Source organism: Nonomuraea sp. NPDC050451 (assembly GCF_044458585.1).
Genome location: NZ_JBITHZ010000008.1, coordinates 204,615 through 223,444, shown reverse-complemented (window position 1 = coordinate 223,444; position 18,830 = coordinate 204,615). Strand labels below are relative to the sequence as shown.

Sequence of the window (18,830 nt, the reverse complement as noted above, 5' to 3'; positions counted from 1 at the left end):
GGTCCTACGGGCCGGTGAGGCGGCGTTCGCCGGCCGTGGTGATCACGAACACCTGCCAGTTGTAGTAGGCGTAGTAGTTCCTCGGGTCGCGCTTCATCTGGCGGGCGTGCAGGAGGATGGCGTTCACGTACGCCCGGGAATGGTTGTAGGCGTACAGCGCCCGCCGATAGTCGCGGGGCGCCCCCGAGGCGCGCAGGTAGTTGGCGGCGCCCATGACGGCGTCGCGCGGGTCCTGCACGTCGCCGCCCATGCCGTACGCCTTCCAGGTCCCGGGCATGAACTGCATGGGCCCCTGGGCGCCGACGTGGCTGTCCGACTTCACCCGGCCGAACTTGGTCTCCGCCATCATCACCGCCGCCAGCACCTCCCACTCCACCCCGAACTTGCGTTCGGCCTTCTTGAAGTGGCCGAGCAGCTCGGCGGCGGGCCGGGCGGGCTGGACCTTGAACGTGGCCGAGGGCTTGATCGGGTGGGCCAGGGAGAGCAGCCCGCGGATGGCGGCCGTGTTGTCCTGGGCCTGGGCGGCCAGCCCGGACGGCAGGCGCGCGAAGGCCCGGGCGGCGAGCTCGGGGTGGCGGGCGGTGTAGCGGTAGACGCGCTGCTGGTGCAGGGCCAGGAGCTCGACGTCGCGGGGCGGCTTGCCGGTCTTCGGCCAGGCGTCGATCGCGGCGTTGAGGGCGGCGCTGGTCCCCTTGAGCGCGGCGGCCAGCCGGGCCGGGTCGCCGGGGATCTTCTGGTCGGGCGCGGGCAGCGTCACGTCCGCCTGCGGGGTGGACGTGGACGGGCCCGGCGAGGGTTGCCGTCCGGCCGCTGAGGCCGCCGGGGCCGGGTCGCCGCAGGCGGCCGTGCCGAGGAGAGCGGCGAGCGCCATCGCGGCCAGGGCACGGGCGGGGCGGCGGTGATGATCGTGGCGTTCCTCCATGGTCGGCCAACCTACCGGCTGCGGCCCGCCTCCGGCGCCAGGCGGGGCTCGGACACGCGCCCGACGCCGGTCAGGGCTCGGACACGCGCCCGGCGCCGGTCGGGGCCGCACCCAGCCTGAACTACCGGCGCCGCTGGTCGGGGCCGCTCGCCCGCAGGGCCCGGGGTGAGGCGCCCAGCTCGCGTCTGCAGGCCTTGTTGAACGCCTGCAGGTCCGGGATGCCCACCGCCGCGGCTATCGCCGGGATCGCCAGGGTCGACTCGCGCAGCAGGTGCAGCGCGCGGGACAGCCTCCTGCGGCGGATGTACGCGACCACCGTGTGTCCCGTCTGGGCGCGGAACAGCCGGGTGAGGTGGTTGTGCGACACTCCGGCGGCGCGGGCGATGCCGGGGACGGTCAGCGGCGCGGCGAGGTCGGCGTCGATGTACTCGATGGCGGCCGCCACGACGGCGTGCGCGCTGCCGGCGACGGGCAGGTTCGCGATCCGCCAGAGCACGGTCCACACCTCGGCCGACGCCCTGGCCCTGGTGTCGGGGACCGCCGCGATGGCCTGCCGCAGCGAGGCGGCGATGAGCGGCGCCTGGTCCCCCGCGTCCCGCATGACGGGCACGACCCGCCGTTCGTCGCCGCCGGGCAGCCTGAAGTGCGCGTACAGGTGCTCCGACCTGCCCCGGTAGTGGTAGTGGACCTCGGCGCCGGGCGGGATCAGGCTGACGTGGCCGGGTTTGATCGCGTGCACGGTGCCGTCGAGCACCAGCTCGGCGGTGTACCCGTACAGGTGGAGCTGCCACAGGTCGGGCAGCCGGAAGACGTCGTGGGCGCTGACCACGCCGTGCACGGCCGCCCCGGCGCCGGCGACGGCCGGCGGGTCGGAGAGCGTGATCGTCACCTGCCGCACAGGGATCTGTTCTATCGCAGCGGGGGAAAATGGACCAGTAGTTGATGATTACAACCCACGACATAGCGGGTGTCCGGTTCTAACTTCGAGGCATGCGAACCACTTTGCTGACCTCCGCGCAGGTCGCCGGATTCGTGGCCGCCGGCTATCTGCGGCTCGACGGGATCGTTCCGGACGAGCTCAACGACCAGGCGATCGACGTGCTGGAGACGGGCATCCCGCGCCCGCCGTACGGCACCCCGGTCACCCAGGCCTACCCCGAGGGATCGTTCGCCCGCCGGCTGATCGAGCTGCCCGCCGTCGCGGGCGCGCTGCACTCCCTCGTCGGCCCCGACCCGACCGTCGACCACCACGCCGTGCACGTACGCGAGCCGCACAACGGCCACGCCCAGCCGCTGCACGCCGACGCCATCATCGACACCCGCATGGACGCCTTCGACGTGCAGCTCATGTACTACCCGCGCGAGGTGACGGCGGACATGGGCGGCACCCTCGTGGTGCCGGGCAGCCACCTGCGCCGGATCAACGAGAGCGACACCGGTCGCTACCAGAACCTGCGCGGCCAGACCCGGCTCACCTGCCCCGCCGGGACCGTGATGCTGCTCCACCACGGCATCTGGCACGGCGGGCGGCGCAACGACAGCGACGTCCGCAGGTACATGTTCAAGATCCGCTTCAACCCGACCGTGCCGCAGGTGCGGCTCTGGGACACCTCCGACCTGGACGATCCTGCCGTCGCGGCCGAGCTGGACCGGCGTTTCCCCTGGTACGAGCAGGCGACCGGGCGGTTGGAGGTCCACAACCGGGTGCGGATGTGGCGGACCCTGACCAACGATCCGTCGTTCGACGTCGAATACTGGACGACTCGCGTGAACAACCGCCCCGGGAGGGTCGCATGAAGCAGCAGGTGCTCGTTCTCTACTTGGCCACCTCCGCGCTCGACGCCCAGGTGGTGGGCTGGTCGCGCTACGACGGCACCGGGCGCACCGAACCGACGGCCGGTGACGGTGACGAGCCGCCGTACGAGACGGGCGTGGAGGCGTTGCGCGACGGGTGGCGGCTGTTCCAGGCGTCTCAGCTCATCCCGCCGTATCCCGGGCACGAATATGACACGTCGTTCATGAAGCACGAATTCTTCTTCGAGAAAATGTCGTAAACCAGGACGTACGGCCTTATCGTGTGATCGCCCGATCTGGCCCGAGGAAGGAGCGGGATGCCGGACCTGCGCCCGCTCCGGCCGGGCGATCCCGAGCGGATCGGCTCGTACCGGCTCGTCGGCGTGCTCGGCTCCGGTGGACAGGGCGTGGTCTACCGGGGCGTCGGCGACGACGGGCGCGAGGTCGCCGTCAAGGTCCTGCACCTCGCCCACGACGAGGACGTCACCAAGAGCTTCCTGCGTGAGGTGGAGGCGGCGCGGCGGGTGGCCGCCTTCTGCACGGCCGCGGTGCTGGACGCCGGGATGGCGGACGAGCGGCCGTACATCGTGAGCGAGTACGTGGCAGGGGACACGCTCCAGGCCCTGGTCCGGGCGTCGGGGCCGCGGTCGGGCGGGGCGCTGGACCGGCTGGCCATCTCCACGCTGACCGCCCTGGCGGCCATCCACCAGGCGGGGATCGTGCACCGGGACTTCAAGCCGGGCAACGTGCTGATGGGGCCGGACGGGCCGATCGTCATCGACTTCGGGATCGCGAAGGCACTGGACGCGACGACCCGGACGTCGGTGCCGGTGGGGACGCCCGCGTACATGTCGCCGGAGCAGTTCAGGGGCGAGCGGGTGGGGCCGGCGTCGGACGTGTTCAGCTGGGCGGGGACGATGGTGTTCGCGGCCACCGGGCGCACGCCTTTCGCCGGTGACACGCTGGCGGCAGTGGTGAACAGCGTCCTGAGCGGCCCCCCGGACCTCACGGGCGTGCCGCCGCACCTGCTGGGCACGATCCTGGTCTGCCTGTCCAAGGACCCGTCCACCCGCCCGGACCCGACGACCCTGCTCCGGCAACTCATCCGCCAGGCCGGCCCGACGGCCCGCGTCCCCGGCATGGGAACCCCTCCCGCCACCCCACCCACCGATACCGGCCCACCCGGCGGGGCGGCACAGCCTGGCATGGCTCCCCCGCCCGCCGGCGCTGCGCACGCCGCCCCTGCTGCTCCACCACCCGGAACCGCACAACCCACCCCCGGAGCCCCGGCCGCCGGTGCGGCACAGCCCGTCGCCGCCTGGGCGCCGCCCGCTGGAGCGGTCCCGTCCGGTCCGGCTCCTTCGGGGACGGCGCCTCCGCCCGGTGGGGCGGCGCACGCCGGACCTCCGCCTCCTCCCCTGGGAGTGCGGCCCCTTTCTGGCTCGTCAGGCGTGCGGACGGAACCCCCTGCCGGGAATGCCGTTCCGACGGGACCCAATGCCGGGAGCGGGCCGGTGGCGGATGCGGATACGGAGACCGGACGGAGTCGCTCGGTCAGCCGGCGGGCCGTGTTCGGCGGGGCCGCAGCGGCGGCGGCCGCCCTCGCGGTGTCCGCCTTCACCATCTTCCGCCCGAGCAACAACCTCCTCCACCCGGACGGCCGGCGCACGGACCAGCCGCCCAGCGGAAGCCCGTCCCCCAGCACCGCGTCCCCGACACCGACACCGACACCGTCCACCGAGCCCTTCGGGACGCAGGTCGCGGCTTCCGCGCCCCTGCCCAAGGCGGACGGCACGATCGCGGCGCTCGCCGCCGCGGGGAGCACCGTCGTGTGCGGGACCGCCAAGGGGGCGGTGTTCGCGTGGGACCTGGGCCATGCGCCCACCCGGCTCGGGGACGGCGGGGCCGCGACGACGGACATGGCCATCGGCGATGTCGGCGGCACGCCGGTGACGGCCTCCGGGCACGCCGACGGGCGGATGCGGCTGTGGAGCCTGACCGGCGAGAGCCTCGCCTCGCGCAAGGTGAGCGACCCTGTCATCGCGGTCACCGTCACGGGCGCGGGCAGGGCGGTGGCGGTGTCGCAGAAGTACGACTCCATGAAGGACCTCCGCAGCGTCGTACGGCTGTGGGACATCTCCACCGGCAAGCAGATCGGCCCCGCGATCACCGACCACTTCCAGGGCGTCAGAGGGCTGGCGTTCGGCCGGCTGGGCAAGGACGACGTGCTTGTCACGGGCGACGGCGGGGAGCGGGTCCGGGTGTGGCGGCTGTCGAACGGGAGGATGACGCACTCGTTCGACACCGGTGAGATCGGCGGGATCGAGCGGCTGGCCTGCGGCGAGATCAAGGGCAAGCCCGTCCTCGTCTCGACCCACCTGGACGCCACCCTGCGCGTGTACGACCTGGCCACGGGCAAGCGCAGGAAGAAGTGGGAGTTCAGCGACCAGAGCCCGGACGACCGGGGCACCACGGCTCTCGTCGCGGGACGGCTGGGGGACGTGCCCATCGCCGTCGTCGTCCACGGCCAGTGGAACGACGACGTCATCGTCCGCGTCTGGAACCTCGACGACGGCGACACCATCGGCGTGCTCGGGCCGGGCCCCGGAGGGTCGATCCCCATGGCGGCGCTCGCCGAGCAGGGCGGCCACCCGGTGGTCGCCGGCACAACCGAGGACCGCACCCTCCGCACCTGGAGCCTCGGCCCCGCCTGATCCCCACCGGCACCGGAAGGACACGGCCCAGGTGCCCACCTGGGATGCCGCCAAACGCGCCGCAACGTTGCGCCGGACACCGCCGCACTCCCTCCCGCCGCACCGGCGCCCCAACCTCCGGCGGGCCCGCACGCTGAGCGCCCGTCGTACCGGTGTCGCCGGTCTCCGGTGGGTGCGCGAGGTCGATACGCAGGGCAGGGCAGGACGGGACGGACCGGTGCGCGCGGCGGACCGGTGCGCGCGGCCGGTGGGAAGAGCGGGTGGGAAGGGCGGTCGTTGTGTGGGCGGGTGGGCGTGGGTGCCCGGCTCGGGTGCCGAAGCCGGGCCGGGCACTCGCCCCTACGGGGTGGTGAGTCGGCTGATGAGGGCTTGGGCGTCGCGGGTCAGGATGGTGCGGGACGTGGAGTCGGGGACGTTGGCGCGCTTTTCGGCGGCCCTGATGAAGCGCTTCAGCGCGTCGATCGCATGCCCCGGCCTGCCGCGCTTCTCGTGCCACTCCGCCGCGTCGAGCTGTTCCAGCAGCTCCCGGGCCCCCTTGGCCGTTACCGTGTGCGCCTTCCTGAAGTGCGCGATCAGCGCGCGCACGTCGGCGTACGAGGTCGAGGTCGCGAACGTGACGGTCGAGGTCACCGTCCGCCCCGCCCGGTCCGTCGCCGTGGCGACGAGGGAGTGGTCGCCGAGGGGCAGGGTCCAGAGGCGTACGGGGGCGCCCGAGGGGACCGGGGTTCCGTCGAGCTTGGCCGTGGTGCCCTCCACGCCCGAGACCGCGTCCGTCGCCGTGAGGACCGGGGTGACGGTGCCCGAGTCGCCGTACGGCTTGGCCTCCACGCCGGTGACGGCCAGCGCCGGGTCCGATTTGTCGATCTTGACGGTGACCGTACCGACCTGGGACACGTTGCCGCCGTTGTCGGTGGCCCGGTAGCGGACCTCCTTGGCGCCCTCCGCGCTAAGGGTCACCGGGTTGGCGGCGTTCGCCCAGGTGGTGCCTCCGTCGAGGGAGTACTGGCGACCGGCCACCGTGCCGTTGTCGGTCGCGGTGACGTTGAGCGTGACGTTGCGGGTGTACCAGCCGTTCGCCCCGTCGGGAGAGGCCGGGTTGAGCGTAGCGGTGACGGTGGGCGGGCTGGTGTCCGCGACGCCCCCGCCCTGGAACGTGAGCGCGTCCACGTCCACGCCGCCGGTCGAGGTGACGTACAGCCGGCCGGTTCCCGCGGGCGGGTCGGCGAGCGCGGTGGTGATCGTCTGCCAGCCGTCCCCCGGCGGGATCGTGACCGTCGCGAACGGCGCGGCGGTGGGCGACTTCCAGCGCAGGGAGAGCGTGCCCGCGCCCGAGGCCCTGGTCTGGACCCCGGTGATGCCGGCGAAGTTGACCGGGTCGTAGGCGAGCCAGTCCCCCGCGTCGAACGAGGTGATCTTGAACTTGCCCGACGCCCCGTCGTCGGCGGTCCTGGTCACGCCGCTGCTCTCGTCGGCGTGCTCGGCCTGCATCAGCTTCGGGTTGAGGGTGAGCGCGGCCTCGCCGAGCGCGCCGGGGATGCCGTTGGCGCCGTTGTCGCGGTAGCTCACGACGACCACGCCGTAGATGTTCTCCGTCTCGCCGTGTTCGGGCGCGTTCGCGGGCGTCGGCCAGGCGCCGGCGCAGCCGGTGCCGGTGGTCTCGGGGTGGGCGTGCACGTCATGCCCGAGGCCGAACGTCCACTGCATGCGCGAGCACACCGGGCTGTCGCCGTCCTCGGCGTCATGCACGGCGATCTTGTACGGCACCGCGTTCCCCCAGTCGAAAAACCCTCCGTCCGGCGGCGTCTGGACGCTGACCTCGGGCGCGGTGTTGCCGACGGTGATCTCGGCCGAGGTGAGGCCCGCCCGGCCGCCGGAGTCGGTGACGCGCAGCCGCGCCACGTACTGCCCCAGCTCGGTGTAGGTGTGCGTGGCCGTCGCCCCGGTGGCGTCGAACGTGCCGTCCCCGTCGAAGTCCCACTCGTACGTCAGCGTCCCCGGCTCGGTGTCCCTGGACGACGACGCGTCGAAGGCGACCGTGAGCGGCGCCTGGCCGCTGGACGTCCGGTCCATGGTCATTTTGGCCTGGGGCGTCTTGTTGTCCGGGGTGTAGTCGATCCGGTAGAGCCCGGCGTCGGGGTTGGCGCGGAAGAACCCGTCGCCGTACTCCAGCACGTACAGCGACCCGTCGGGCCCGAACTCGATGTCCATCGGGCTGTCGGTGATGGGCTGCGCGGCGTTCCTCAGCTCGGCGTTGGGCAGGAAGTGCTCCAGCTTGGTGACCGGCCCGTCCGGGTACGTCACGGTGAACGCCGCCAGGTAGTCCTGCGAGAACTCGGCGAAGAACGCCTTGCCGTCCCAGTACGCGGGCAGCTTGCCGGGCGCCGGGTTGTCCGGGTCGTAGTGGTAGATCGGCCCGCCCATCGGCCCCTGGCCGCCCTGCGGGTCGAAGTCCACGAGCCCGGCCCACTCGGCCGGCTGGTGGGTGTTGTTGTCGCCGTAGTAGAGGTCGGCGGGGACGGCCGGCGGGAGCCGGTCGATGCCGGTGTTCCAGCGCGAGGTGTTCAGCGGCCCCGCCGCGCAGTCGAACCACGGACCCGGCCGGGCGGTCTCGAAGTCCCAGTCGTTGTAGTTGAAGTTGTCGCCCGTGCAGTACGGCCAGCCGCTGTTCATGGGCCTGGCGAGCGGGGTGATGTTCCACTCGACGTAGCCGAGCGGGCCCCGGTTCGGGTCGGGGGTGCCGGCGTCGGGGCCGTAGTCGGCCCACGACAGGGTGCCCGTCTCCGGGTCCACGTCCATCCGGAACGGGTTGCGCACCCCGGTCACGAAGATCTCCGGCCGCGTCTTGTCCGTGCCCGGCGCGAACAGGTTGCCCTGGGGGATCGTGTACGTGCCGTCGTCCGCGACCTTGATCCGCAGGATCTTGCCGCGCAGGTCGTTGCTGCTGCCCGCGCCGCGCCGGGAGTCGAAGCCCGGGTTCATGCCGGGGGCGTCGTTGTTGGGCGCGTACCCGTTGGCTCCCGGCGCGCCCGCCGGGGTGTTGTCGCCGGTGGCGAGGTAGAGGTTGCCGTCGGCGTCCCAGTCCACGTCGCCGGCCACGTGGCAGCACTGCCCGCGCTGCGTCTCGATCTTGATGATGACCTGCTCGGTGGACAGGTCGAGCGCGTTGCCGGTCCACTTGAAGCGGGAGAGCTGGTTGTAGCCCTTCCACTGGTTCCAGTACGTCTCGTCGGCCCCGGCGGGCAGCGAGTTGGGCGCCGAACCGGCCGGGGTCGTCTCCGGGTACGGCGCCGACATGGTCTTGGGCGCGTAGAAGAGGTAGACCCAGTGGTTCTCGCTGAAGCGGGGGTCGAGGGAGACCGTCTGCAGGCCGTCCTCGGAGTTGTTGTAGACCGGGACGGTGTTGACGATCTTCGTGACGCCGCTGGCCGGGTCGGTCAGCCGGATGTCGCCGTTGCGCGCGGTGTGCAGGACCCGCCGGTCGGGCAGGACGGCCAGGTCGATCGGCTCGCCCACGTTCTTGGTCAGCGTGATCTTCTCGTAGCTCGACCACTCGGTGGCCGGTTCGTGCGCCTGGGCGGGGCCGGGTAAGACGAGTGCGGTGGCGGCCAGGAAGAAGCCGCCGAGCACCGCGAGGGTACGCTGCATGGTGATGCCGCTCCTAGGACGAGGAGTGTCATGGTCCGGGCCGCCACGCCTGCCGCTGCAACGGCAGGGATCGCGTGGCGGTCCGGCCTTGGTGGGGTCAGCCGCGCAGGGCGGCCATGTTGCGGTAGCTGAGCTCGGCGTACTGCAGCGACTGGCCCGGGTCCGTGCCGGGCGCGTTGTCCTGCTCGTACATCGGGTTGTGCAGCCCTCTGGACCGGAGCCGGCCGAAGAAGCGGGCGTAGTCGATGTCCCCGGCGCCGAACGGCACCATGTCGTAGCCGTTGGCGGTGGCCGGGTTGGAGCTGCCGTCCTTGGCGTGGAACAGCGGGAACCGCTTCTCCTGCGCCAGCACGGTGGCGAGCGGGTCGAAGACGTCGGTCTGCGCCGAGCCGTCGGGCGCGGTGTACGTACGGTGCTTGAACTGGGCCACGTGCGCCCAGAAGATGTCCATCTCGAAGTAGACCCGCCTGGGGTCGCTGATCCTGAAGAAGTACTCCAGCTTGCGGACGCCCGAGGAGCGGGTGGGCCGGCCCTGGTCGTCCAGCGGGCCGCTGTCGAGCAGGAACGCGTACGCCGCGTCGTGGTTGTGCGTGTAGAGCTTGACCCCGGCCCGGCAGGCGAGCTCGCCGAGCGCGTTCCACTTCTCCGCCGCCACGTCCCAGTCGGCCTTGTACGCGCTGCCCGTCGGGTCGGCGCCGGTGCCCACGTGGTCCAGGCCGAGGATGTTCGCGATCTCCAGCACCTGCTTGAACCGGTCGAGGTCGGCGGTGCTCAGCGGCCACGAGGCCGGGATGAAGCCGTGGTTGCCCTCGGCCCGCAGCCCGTTGTCGTCGAGCCAGGTGCGCAGCAGCCGGGCGCCCTCGACGGTCTCCAGGTTGGCGCCGCCCTCCGCGTTGGCGTGCTGCCGGTACCCGGCGAACTCGACCTGCTTGTAGCCGATGCGCGCGAGCGCCTCGAACACGCGGCGGAAGCCGGACGGCAGCGTGGTGGACGCCGGGTCGCGGCCGATCGCGTCGCGGACGGTGTAGAGGATGATGCCGCGCTTGCCCGGCGGGATCAGCGGCCGGTTCCACCCGCCCTGGGCCTGCACGGGGTCGGCGGCGGCCGGCGGGGCGAGGGGGACGGCGGCCGCGGCGGCGATGCCGGTGGTGGCCGCGAGTAAGCGGCGGCGGCTCAGGCCGAACGTGCGGCGAAGCGCCTCTTCCTGCTCATGGAGCTGGCTCACGCGTGTTTCCCTTTCTCGAGGGACGCGTGCGCCGACCACGTCACGGCGAAACTGTGCCCGGCTCCACGAGCATGCCACCGCGCGGGGAGCCTGCGACGATCAATTGTTACTACGCCGCACAGACGCGGTCAATGGTGCCCGAAAGCCTGATCGATGGCGTCCGGTGCGAGCACGTGGTCGACGACCATGACGGCGGCTCCGACGACGCCCGCCCGGTCGCCGAGCCGGCTCGACCTGATGCCGAGATGCTGGGTGGCCAGCGGGAGCGACCGGCTGTAGATCGTCTCCCTGACCCCCGCCAGCACCTGCTCGCCCGCCTCGGCGACGTCCCCGCCGATGACGATGAGCGAGGGGTTGAAGAAGTTGACGATCGAGGCCATCACGGCGCCGACCTCGCGGCCGGCCTGCCTGACGAGCCGCGTCGCGCGCAGGTCGCCCGCGCGCATCAGCGTCACCACGTCGCGGCTGCCGTGCGCCTCGATCCCGGCGGCGCGCAGCTGCGCGGCCATGGACGCGCCGCCCGCGACCGCCTCCAGGCAGCCGGTGTTGCCGCACCGGCAGGGCACCTCGGACGCCGGGACCCGGATGTGGCCGACGTCCCCCGCGGCGCCCTGCGCGCCCCGGTGCAGCCGGCCGCCGGAGATGATGCCGCAGCCGATCCCGGTGCCGATCTTGATGAAGATCAGGTGGTCGACCTCGGGCCCGGCGGCCCAGTGCTCGCCGAGCGCCATGATGTTCACGTCGTTGTCGGCCAGCACCGGCGCGCCGAGCCGCCCGCCGAGCCATCCGGGCACGTCGAAGCCGTCCCAGCCGGGCATGATCGGCGGGTTCACCGGCCGTCCCGACGCGTGCTCCACCGGTCCGGGCAGCCCGACGCCGACCCCGCACACCTGATCGAGGTCGTATCCGGCGCCGGCCAGCAGCTCGCGGAAGGCGGTGGCGACCCACTCCAGCGTGCGCTCGGGCCCCCGGTCGACGGGCAGCTCGGCGGCCCGTTCGGCGAGCACGGTCATGCCGAGGTCGAGCACGGCCAGGCGGGCGTGGGTGGCGCCCAGGTCGGCGGCGAGCACCACCCGCGCGCCCTCGTTGAACGCGAACACCGCCGCCGGGCGGCCCCCGGAGGAGATCGAGTCGTCGGCGGCCACCACCCAGCTCCCGGCGAGCAGCCCGTCGAGCCGCTGCGACACGGTGGATCTGGACAGGCCGGTGAGCTGGGCCAGCTCGCCGCGGGTGCGTGCCCGCCCGTCCCGGAGGATCGCCAGCAGCGCCCCCGCTCCGGTGCTCTGGCCGTTGGATCCCGTTGGCATGGGCACTAGCTTACTTCGATGGTCGACCGACTTATGTTGACAGAAACGAAAAGTCCGATCTATCGTCGCGAAATATGCCGGACATATGTGGGCAACCACCCAGATTTCGCGAGATCGTCCGGCAATTCCCGAGCTCCGGCCCGGGATCAACGCTCCACACCTGGAGGATTCGGTCCGGCCCTCGCCCGCAGTCGCGCCGAGACGCGGGCCCTGAAGGGATGCCACCCGGCCGGATCCTCCACAGGGCCTGGTTCCGGCAATCCGGAAACCAGTGTTTCGGGCCCAGAATGCGAACCAGGCGCGGGAGCGCTCCCAACCCTACCAGGTCCCACTTGAGCTGCATTAACGTCCATAAATCCAGAAATTTGCCCAATTGAGGGACAGCGCCAGGCAGGCGCAATCGCGCCGAGAGCGGGGGCTTGACACCGCAGGCAGGCCCGCTCGCACCTATTCGTGAGTAAAACGTTCCATATTTCCAGAGACTTTGAAGTATGGCGGATGAACTGGGCTTTTGTCTCTTCACTACGGTTAGTCAAAAGGCCAGACAATTCCGGCAGGTCCGATATTTGGTATTGAGGCCACCATTGCGCACATAGCTGCCATACTGCGTTTGGGAGCGCTCCCGCGAGCGCGTTCCCCCATGACGCCCCTCCACGAGGACCGGCAGTGAACCATCCCGACCCCCTGCTCGACGCCCGGCGCCCATGGGCCGCGCACATCTGGTGGATCGCCCTGGCCATCGGGGCGGCCGGCTTCGCCTTCGTCTGGCTGGCCACCCCGCACGCCCGTGAGATCGGCGCCGCCTGGCAGCTCGTGGCCAAGCTGCTCGCCTTCGCCTTCCTGTGCTGCGCGATCGCGTTCTTCCCGTGGGTGTCGCCGCGCCTGCACTGGCTGCTGTACGCCCCGTTCGTCTTCCTGACCGGCTATCTGATCCCCCGGATCAGCTGGTTCTACTACGGCGACGGCGCGCGGGCGTACGGCGACAGCTTCTACACCCATCTCTACCTGCTGCTCTACCCGGGGATCGTGCTCACCGCCGCCGCCGCGTACCGGATCGGCGGCGGCTCCCCCGGCCGCTGCCTGAAGATCATGGCCACGGGGGTGCTGATCGTGTTCTCGGGCTTCCTGGACGTGATGTGGCAGGTGGTCAACCCGGTGCCGATCCCCGAGCGCATCGACGCCCCGCACATCAACCTGTTCACCGGCGGGCCGATCACGTTCGGCGCGGCGATCTGGTTCACGCTGGCGCACGTCCCCGTGATCGTGGGCGTCAACCTGCTTCCCCTTGACCGCTGGATCGCGCGCCTGACGGGAGCCGGCGCGGACGCCACCCGGAGGAGGTGACCCTTGCCGAACGCGCCTGCCGCGGCGCCCCTCATCGAGATCTCGGTGGCGGCGCCCGCGTACAACGAGGCGGACAACATCGCGGCCGCGGTGACGGAATGGCGTGACTACCTGGAGCGGAATCCGGCGGTCGGCGCCTGGGAGATCGTCGTGTGCGACGACGGCAGCGCCGACGCGACCGGGAAGATCCTGGAGGACCTGCGGGCGCGGTGCCCGCAGCTCGTCGTCGTCACGTTCGAGCGCAACCGGGGCGCGGGGGCCGCCATCGCGGCCGCGATCGCGCGTACCCGGATGGACTGGGTCGTGCTGCTGGACTCCGACGGCCAGTTCCCGATCGCGAACCTGGACCGGTTCATCGAGCGCATCCGGGCCGGGGCGGGGCTCGCGTTCTCGGGCGCCCGGATCAGGAAGGCCGACAGCCTGCCGTACCGGTGGGGGTCGGCGGCCAGCGGCGCGGTCAGCAATCTGCTGCACCGCACCCGCTACCGCGACTTCAATTCGATCTTCAAGGTGGTGCGCGGGCCGCTGTTCCGCGCGCTGCCGCTGGAGTCGGCCGGGATGAACTGCTCGACCGAGATCACGGCCCGCGTCGCCGAGCTCGGCCACGCGTGGGTGGAGCTGCCGATCGAGCACCGCGAGCGGGGCGGCGGCAGCCGGGGCTGGCGGTTCTGGCGGGGGGCGCGCGACCGGGCCCTGTTCGTCGGTTATCTCGGGCTGCGCCACTGGCTGCTGCGGCGCGGCGTGCTGCGGGTCCCCGCGGGCCACGAGGAGGTCCGGTGAGGGTCGCCATGTTCAGCGGCGGGCGGGGCGCGGCGGGGACAGCCCGCGCCCTGCTGCGGATGCCGGGGCTGGAGCTGTCCCTGCTGATCAACGGGTACGACAACGGGCTGTCCACCGGCGCGCTGCGCCGCTACCTGCCCGGCATGCTCGGCCCTTCGGACTTCCGCAAGAACCTCCTGCTCCACCTGGACGCCGGCGACCCCCGGCGCGAGCTGCTCGAACGCCGCCTGCCGGCCGGGACCACGGCCGCGGACCTGGCGCGGCTGGCCGACGGGCCGCTGGACTACCGGATCGCGCGGGAGCTGCGGGTGTTCGCCGGGCGGCTGCGCGCCGAGCCGGACGGGCTCGACCTGGCCGGCTGCGCGCTGGGCAACCTGGTGCTCGCGGGGGCGTACCTGCGGCTGGGCGAGGACTTCAACGCCGCGGTACGCGCGTGCGCGCACACGTTCGGGTCACCGGCGCGGCTGCTCAACGTGACGGGCGGCGAGAACGCGTTCCTGGTCGCGCTCAAGGAGGACGGGCGGGTGCTGGCCGACGAGGCCGACATCGTCGGGCCGCAGGACGCGGTGGCCATCACCGGGCTGTTCCTGCTGCGCGATCCACCGGCCGGCCCGGCCGAGCTCTCCGGGCCGCCGGAGCGCGTGCGGGAGCTGATCGCGCGGCGTGCCGCCAGGGTCACGCCCAACCCCGAGGCGCTGGCGGCGGTCCGGGACAGCGACCTCATCGTGTACGGCCCGGGCACGCCGCATTCCTCGCTGCTGCCCAGCTATCTGACGCCGGGGCTGGCCGGGGCGATCGCGGAGAGCCGGGCCGCGGCCAGGGTGTTCGTCGTCAACCTCGGTGGAGATCACGACATCCAGGGGCTGACGGCCACCGACCTGGTGGATCGCACGCTGGCGTACCTGGGGGACCCGGGCAACGAGCGGCGCACGGTCACGCACGTGCTGAGCCGCCGGGGCGGGTCCGATGGGCCTGCCGTGCCGCGCGGGGTCGTGGAGCGGGGCTGCTGGGCGGGGGCGCGCTGGATCGGCGCGGACCTCGAGGACGCCGAGCGTCCCGGCACGCACGACGGCCCGCGCACCGCCGAGGCGCTGCGGGCCGTGCTCGGCGAGATCCCGCTGGCACGGGCCGGATGAACCGCCCCACCGGCGCGGCCGGCGCCGTGGAGAGGGCCACCGCTCAAGCGAGCCCGGCGAGCGCCGCCCGGGGAGCCGCCGTCCAGGGGTCCGCCGGTGGGGCGGGGGTGCCGCTCGCGGAGGTGGTGGCCGGGCGGCGGGTGTGGCTGTGCGATCTCGACGGGACGCTCGTGGACTCCTTCCCCGCGCACGAGGCCGCGTTCCGGCAGGCCGTCGCCGAGCTCGCCCCGGCCGCCCTCCCGTCCTTCCGGTACGCCGCCCACGCGGGGGCGAGCACCGCCGAGGTCGCCGCGCTCCTCACCGGGGACCGGGACGTGGCGGTCCGGCTGGCGCGGCGCAAGCAGGGGCTCTACCGGGAGTTCGTCGCGGCGGGCCGGGTCCGGCCGTTCCCGGGGGCGCGCCGGCTGCTCGATCGGCTGGCGGCGGAGGGACGGGTGGCGTACCTGGTGACCAGCGGCAGCCGGGAGTCGGTGGAGCGGGTGCTGGCGGGCTCGTCGCTGGGAGCGTGCTTCCGCGACGTGCTCACCGCCGACGACGTGCCGGTGAGCAAGCCGGACCCGGAGTTCTACGGCCTGGCCTGCCGCCGCTGGGGCGTCGATCCGGCCGAGGCCGTCGCGCTGGAGGACTCCGTCCACGGGGTGGCCTCCGCCGTCGGCGCCGGTCTGGCGACGCTGCACGTCCACACCACCGAGCCCGCCCCCGGAGCGGTCGCGGTACGCGGGTTGGAGGACATCGTGGCGCTGCTGGAGGACGAGTGAGCATTTGTGTGGTGATTCCGGCCGCCGGGCGGGGGACGCGGCTGGGCCAGGGCATCCCGAAGATCATGATCGAGGTGGCCGAGGGCGTCACCGTGTGGCACCTGCTGCTGCGGCGGCTGCGCCCGTGGACGCGGCATGTGCACGTCGTCGTCTCCCCCGACGGCGAGGGCCCGTTCCGGGAGCTCGCCGCCGGGGAGATCGCCGCGGGCGAGGTGTCGGTGAGCGTGCAGGAGCGGCCGACCGGCATGGGGGACGCGATCTTCGGCGCCGCCGCGCACTGGGCGGCGTACGAGACGATCCTGGTGGTCTGGGGCGATCAGGCGAACCTCTCCCCCGCGACCGTGCGCGACGTCCTGGCCGCCCACCCGGGCGAGGGGCTGACGCTGCCGCTGGTGCCGATGGCCGATCCGTATGTGGAGTACGAGCTGGACGGGGACGGGCTCGTACGCGTGCGGCAGTCCCGCGAGGGCGACGAGTGCCGTCCCGGCGGGCTCAGCGACGTCGGCGTGTTCTGCCTGGCCACCGGCGGGCTGCGGCAGGCGTGGGAGCGGTACGCGGCCGGGGCGGCGGCGGGCGCGGCCACCGGCGAGGTGAACTTCCTGCCCTTCCTGACGCATCTGTCTCGGGCCGAGGGCCGGCCGGTGACCGTCGTGCCGGTGGCGGACCCGGACGAGGCGCGCGGCATCAACACCCCGGAGGACCTGGAGTTCGCGCGGCGGGCGTACCAGCGGTGCGGCTCCTGAAGGCCCGCACGGCGCGCCTGCGCCCGGTGGCGGGGCCGACGCTGGTGAGCACGGTGGCCAGCGGCACGGCGGCGGCGACCACGCTGGTCATCGCGCGGGGCGCGGGGGCGAGCGCGTTCGGCCAGTTCACGGTGGTGCTGTCGATCGCGCTGATCGTCACCGTCGGGATGCTGACGAGCCTGCACTACGTGATGCTGCAGGAGCTGCCCAGGGCCGAGCCGGGGCGGCGGGCCGAGCTGGTGGCGACGGCGCTGCCGGCCACGCTGGCGGTCAGCGCCGGGCTGGCCGCGCTGGGCCTGCTGGCGGCGCCGCTGCTCACGGCCGCGCTGAACGTGGACACGCGCACGCTCGCCTTCGGGCTGGCGCTGGCGGTGTCGATGACGGTGAACCAGCTCACCGAGAGCTTCCTGCGCGGGCTGAAGCGCTTCGCCTTCGTGGCGGGGCTCAAGCTGGCGATCGCGATCGTGTACCTGGGCGCCGCCGCGTACTGCCTGCTGGCGCTCGGGGTCAGGCAGGCCGAGCCGTACCTGGTCGCGCTGATCGCCACGAACGTGGCGTTCGCCGTGGCGGCGCTGGCGGCGGTGCGGGTGCGGCCGCGCCTCTGGTCGGCGCGGCTGGCCCGGTCGCTGTACCGGCACGGCATGTACGTGACCGTCATCGCCGCGCTCACCGGCGTGCTCTTCGGCGTCGACGTGATCTTCCTGAACCACTGGGCGGGCCCGGCCGACGTCGGCGTGTACTCGGTCTACAACGGCTTCCCCAAGCGGCTGCTGGGCGTGGTGTTCACCGACGGGGTCGGGCTGGTGCTGCTGCCGGTGATGGCCACCGCGGACAAGCCGCTGCTGATGCGGCGGATCGCCCGGCTGGTCCCGGCGGTCGCCGGGGTCACGGCGGTGTTCTCGTTCGCCGCGAGCACGGTGTTCTTCCGGGTGATGGGCGGCGAGTACCCGTACTCGCTGGGCCTGATGGCGCTGTCGGGGCTGGGCATCGGCGCGCACACGGCGTTCAACCTGTACTCGGTCGCCCTGTCCATGGACGGGGTGCGCGGGGCCAAGGTGCTCATCGGCTGCCTGGCCGCGGGGACGCCGCCCGCCCTGGCCACGCTGGCGGCCTGCATCCGCTGGCAGGGGCTGGCGGGCGGGCTCGCCGGCTTCGCGCTGGCCAACCTCGTCCTGCTGGCCGTCGTGGCCGTGGCGGCCGCCCGCGTCTACCGGAGCTCCCCATGAGAATCGCCTGCGTCGTCAACCAGTTCCCGCCGAACGTCACCGCCGGGCTGGGCAGGTACGCCGAGCTGATCACCCCGTACCTGGCCCGCGGCCACGAGCTGACGGTGTACACGCCGAACGACGGCCGCCTGCCGGTGGACGAGATCGTGGACGGCGTCCGCGTGCACCGGCCGCGCGGCTCGCTGCTCAGGGGGCGGCGGCTCAACCGCACCAGGCGCTCGGAGTTCCTGCTGCTCGCGTTGAACGTCGTGGTCAGCAACTGGCGCTACTTCCTGCGGCTGCGCCGCCGCCGGGAGCGGCCCGACCTGGTCGCCGTGCACGACTCGACGAACTTCCTGGCGGGCCTGCTCTGCCACTACGTGCTGCGGCTGCCGGTGGTCTTCCACGTGCACACCACGGAGTACGGCGTCGCGCCGCAGCGCAGCATCTCGGACCCGCTGAAAGTGTTCGCGGCGCTGGAGAGGTGGCTGGCCCGCGTCGCCCGGCGGGTGGTGGTGGCCACGCCGGAGGTGCGCGACCAGCTCGTGGCCGCCGGCTGGGGCCGGACGCCCATCGACGTGGTGCCGCTGGGCGGGACGTACGAGGCGGTGCTCCCGACGCTGGACCGGGACGCGCTGCGGGCCGGGGCAGCGGCCCTGCGCGGGCGGCTGGGGCTGCCGGAAGGGGATCCGGTGCTGCTGTTCGTGGGCAGGATCGAGCGGCAGAAGGGCGTCTACCAGCTGCTGGAGGCGATGCGGGCGGCGGCCGGAGCGGTGCCGGGGCTGCGGCTGGTGATCGTCGGTGAGGGGGACGTCGAGGGCGTCGAGCGGATCGTCGCCTCGACGGGACTGCGTGGGCGGGTGCTGGTCCCGGGGCGGTTCGCCGGCGGGCGGGAGCTGCTGGAGTACTACGAGCTGGCCGCGGCGTGCGTGTTCCCGTCGCTGTTCGAGCCGTTCGGGCTCGTGGCGACCGAGGCGATGGCGATGGGCCGGGCGACGATCCTTGGCGACGGCTTCTCCCTGGTCTTCCTCGGCGCCGACCCGGACCGGCCCGCGGCGTACTTCGTGCGGGCGAGCGAGCCCGCCGACATCGCGCGGGGCGTGATCGAGGTGATGTCCGACGCGGCGCTGCGCCGGGGGCTGGCCGAGCGGGGCGAGCGGTTCGTCCGGGAGAGCCTCAGCTGGTCGCGCGCCGCCTCCGAGACGGCGCAGGTCTACCGGACGGCCGTGAAGGTCAGGCGGGAGCCCCGCTGACCAC

Annotated in this window: 15 protein-coding genes; 10 read left to right on the top strand and 5 right to left on the bottom strand. The window is 72.8% G+C overall.

The window, feature by feature from the left end:
* Positions 1-4: 4 nt before the first annotated feature.
* Together ACIBI9_RS25980 and ACIBI9_RS25975 are read right to left on the bottom strand one after the other, a co-directional pair.
* The gene (locus tag ACIBI9_RS25980) at positions 5-922 is read right to left on the bottom strand and encodes a transglycosylase SLT domain-containing protein (protein ID WP_397225103.1); all 918 of its coding nucleotides are present in this window, start codon (positions 920-922) and stop codon (positions 5-7) included.
* Between the two features lie 121 nt (positions 923-1,043).
* Complete coding sequence (locus tag ACIBI9_RS25975; protein ID WP_397225101.1) at positions 1,044-1,820, bottom strand: helix-turn-helix domain-containing protein; 777 nt, start codon at positions 1,818-1,820, stop codon at positions 1,044-1,046.
* Positions 1,821-1,912: 92 nt separating this feature from the next.
* Between ACIBI9_RS25975 and ACIBI9_RS25970 the strand changes: the two genes are divergently transcribed.
* The 3 genes from ACIBI9_RS25970 to ACIBI9_RS25960 are packed head-to-tail and all read left to right on the top strand — an operon-like array spanning position 1,913 to position 5,430.
* On the top strand, positions 1,913-2,719 hold the full coding sequence (locus tag ACIBI9_RS25970) for a phytanoyl-CoA dioxygenase family protein (protein ID WP_397225099.1): 807 nt from the start codon (positions 1,913-1,915) through the stop codon (positions 2,717-2,719).
* On the top strand, positions 2,716-2,976 hold the full coding sequence (locus tag ACIBI9_RS25965) for a hypothetical protein (protein ID WP_350735260.1): 261 nt from the start codon (positions 2,716-2,718) through the stop codon (positions 2,974-2,976). Before ACIBI9_RS25970 ends, ACIBI9_RS25965 begins: the two co-directional genes overlap by 4 nt.
* 57 nt (positions 2,977-3,033) lie before the next feature.
* Positions 3,034-5,430, top strand: a complete 2,397-nt coding sequence (locus ACIBI9_RS25960; RefSeq protein ID WP_397225097.1) for a WD40 repeat domain-containing serine/threonine protein kinase — start codon at positions 3,034-3,036, stop codon at positions 5,428-5,430.
* A gap of 339 nt (positions 5,431-5,769) precedes the next feature.
* Here ACIBI9_RS25960 and ACIBI9_RS25955 read toward each other — a convergent pair whose 3' ends face one another.
* From ACIBI9_RS25955 to ACIBI9_RS25945, 3 genes are all read right to left on the bottom strand, one after another.
* Positions 5,770-9,075, bottom strand: coding sequence for a PQQ-dependent sugar dehydrogenase (locus ACIBI9_RS25955; protein WP_397225095.1), 3,306 nt, complete (start codon positions 9,073-9,075; stop codon positions 5,770-5,772).
* A gap of 97 nt (positions 9,076-9,172) precedes the next feature.
* Complete coding sequence (locus tag ACIBI9_RS25950) at positions 9,173-10,300, bottom strand: sugar phosphate isomerase/epimerase family protein (RefSeq protein WP_397225093.1); 1,128 nt, start codon at positions 10,298-10,300, stop codon at positions 9,173-9,175.
* Between the two features lie 128 nt (positions 10,301-10,428).
* Positions 10,429-11,607, bottom strand: coding sequence for an ROK family protein (locus tag ACIBI9_RS25945; RefSeq protein WP_397225091.1), 1,179 nt, complete (start codon positions 11,605-11,607; stop codon positions 10,429-10,431).
* Between the two features lie 666 nt (positions 11,608-12,273).
* Between ACIBI9_RS25945 and ACIBI9_RS25940 the strand changes: the two genes are divergently transcribed.
* The 7 genes from ACIBI9_RS25940 to ACIBI9_RS25910 are packed head-to-tail and all read left to right on the top strand — an operon-like array spanning position 12,274 to position 18,826.
* Positions 12,274-12,951 carry a hypothetical protein gene (locus ACIBI9_RS25940; RefSeq protein ID WP_397225090.1) on the top strand — a complete coding sequence of 226 codons (678 nt, stop codon included), beginning with the start codon at positions 12,274-12,276 and terminating at the stop codon, positions 12,949-12,951.
* A gap of 3 nt (positions 12,952-12,954) precedes the next feature.
* On the top strand, positions 12,955-13,731 hold the full coding sequence (locus tag ACIBI9_RS25935) for a glycosyltransferase family 2 protein (RefSeq protein WP_397225088.1): 777 nt from the start codon (positions 12,955-12,957) through the stop codon (positions 13,729-13,731).
* Positions 13,728-14,867: a 2-phospho-L-lactate transferase CofD family protein gene (locus ACIBI9_RS25930; protein ID WP_397225086.1), complete on the top strand. Its 1,140-nt coding sequence runs from the start codon at positions 13,728-13,730 to the stop codon at positions 14,865-14,867. The genes ACIBI9_RS25935 and ACIBI9_RS25930 overlap by 4 nt, the downstream gene beginning before the upstream one ends.
* Complete coding sequence (locus ACIBI9_RS25925; RefSeq protein ID WP_397225084.1) at positions 14,864-15,625, top strand: HAD family hydrolase; 762 nt, start codon at positions 14,864-14,866, stop codon at positions 15,623-15,625. The genes ACIBI9_RS25930 and ACIBI9_RS25925 overlap by 4 nt, the downstream gene beginning before the upstream one ends.
* A complete protein-coding gene (locus ACIBI9_RS25920; protein ID WP_397225082.1) occupies positions 15,622-16,368 on the top strand; it encodes an NTP transferase domain-containing protein in 747 nt (248 codons plus the stop codon). Before ACIBI9_RS25925 ends, ACIBI9_RS25920 begins: the two co-directional genes overlap by 4 nt.
* The gene (locus ACIBI9_RS25915) at positions 16,356-17,594 is read left to right on the top strand and encodes a lipopolysaccharide biosynthesis protein (RefSeq protein ID WP_397225080.1); all 1,239 of its coding nucleotides are present in this window, start codon (positions 16,356-16,358) and stop codon (positions 17,592-17,594) included. Before ACIBI9_RS25920 ends, ACIBI9_RS25915 begins: the two co-directional genes overlap by 13 nt.
* Positions 17,591-18,826: a glycosyltransferase family 4 protein gene (locus ACIBI9_RS25910; RefSeq protein ID WP_397225078.1), complete on the top strand. Its 1,236-nt coding sequence runs from the start codon at positions 17,591-17,593 to the stop codon at positions 18,824-18,826. Before ACIBI9_RS25915 ends, ACIBI9_RS25910 begins: the two co-directional genes overlap by 4 nt.
* Positions 18,827-18,830: the final 4 nt, after the last annotated feature.

Bases quoted from the DNA above. Each gene is read 5' to 3' on its own strand.
- ACIBI9_RS25980 (WP_397225103.1), bottom strand. From the start codon at position 922: ATGGAGGAACGCCACGATCATCACCGCCGCCCCGCCCGTGCCCTGGCC.
- ACIBI9_RS25970 (WP_397225099.1), top strand. From the start codon at position 1,913: ATGCGAACCACTTTGCTGACCTCCGCGCAGGTCGCCGGATTCGTGGCC.
- ACIBI9_RS25965 (WP_350735260.1), top strand. From the start codon at position 2,716: ATGAAGCAGCAGGTGCTCGTTCTCTACTTGGCCACCTCCGCGCTCGAC.
- ACIBI9_RS25960 (WP_397225097.1), top strand. From the start codon at position 3,034: ATGCCGGACCTGCGCCCGCTCCGGCCGGGCGATCCCGAGCGGATCGGC.
- ACIBI9_RS25955 (WP_397225095.1), bottom strand. From the start codon at position 9,075: ATGCAGCGTACCCTCGCGGTGCTCGGCGGCTTCTTCCTGGCCGCCACC.
- ACIBI9_RS25945 (WP_397225091.1), bottom strand. From the start codon at position 11,607: ATGCCAACGGGATCCAACGGCCAGAGCACCGGAGCGGGGGCGCTGCTG.
- ACIBI9_RS25925 (WP_397225084.1), top strand. From the start codon at position 14,864: ATGAACCGCCCCACCGGCGCGGCCGGCGCCGTGGAGAGGGCCACCGCT.
- ACIBI9_RS25910 (WP_397225078.1), top strand. From the start codon at position 17,591: ATGAGAATCGCCTGCGTCGTCAACCAGTTCCCGCCGAACGTCACCGCC.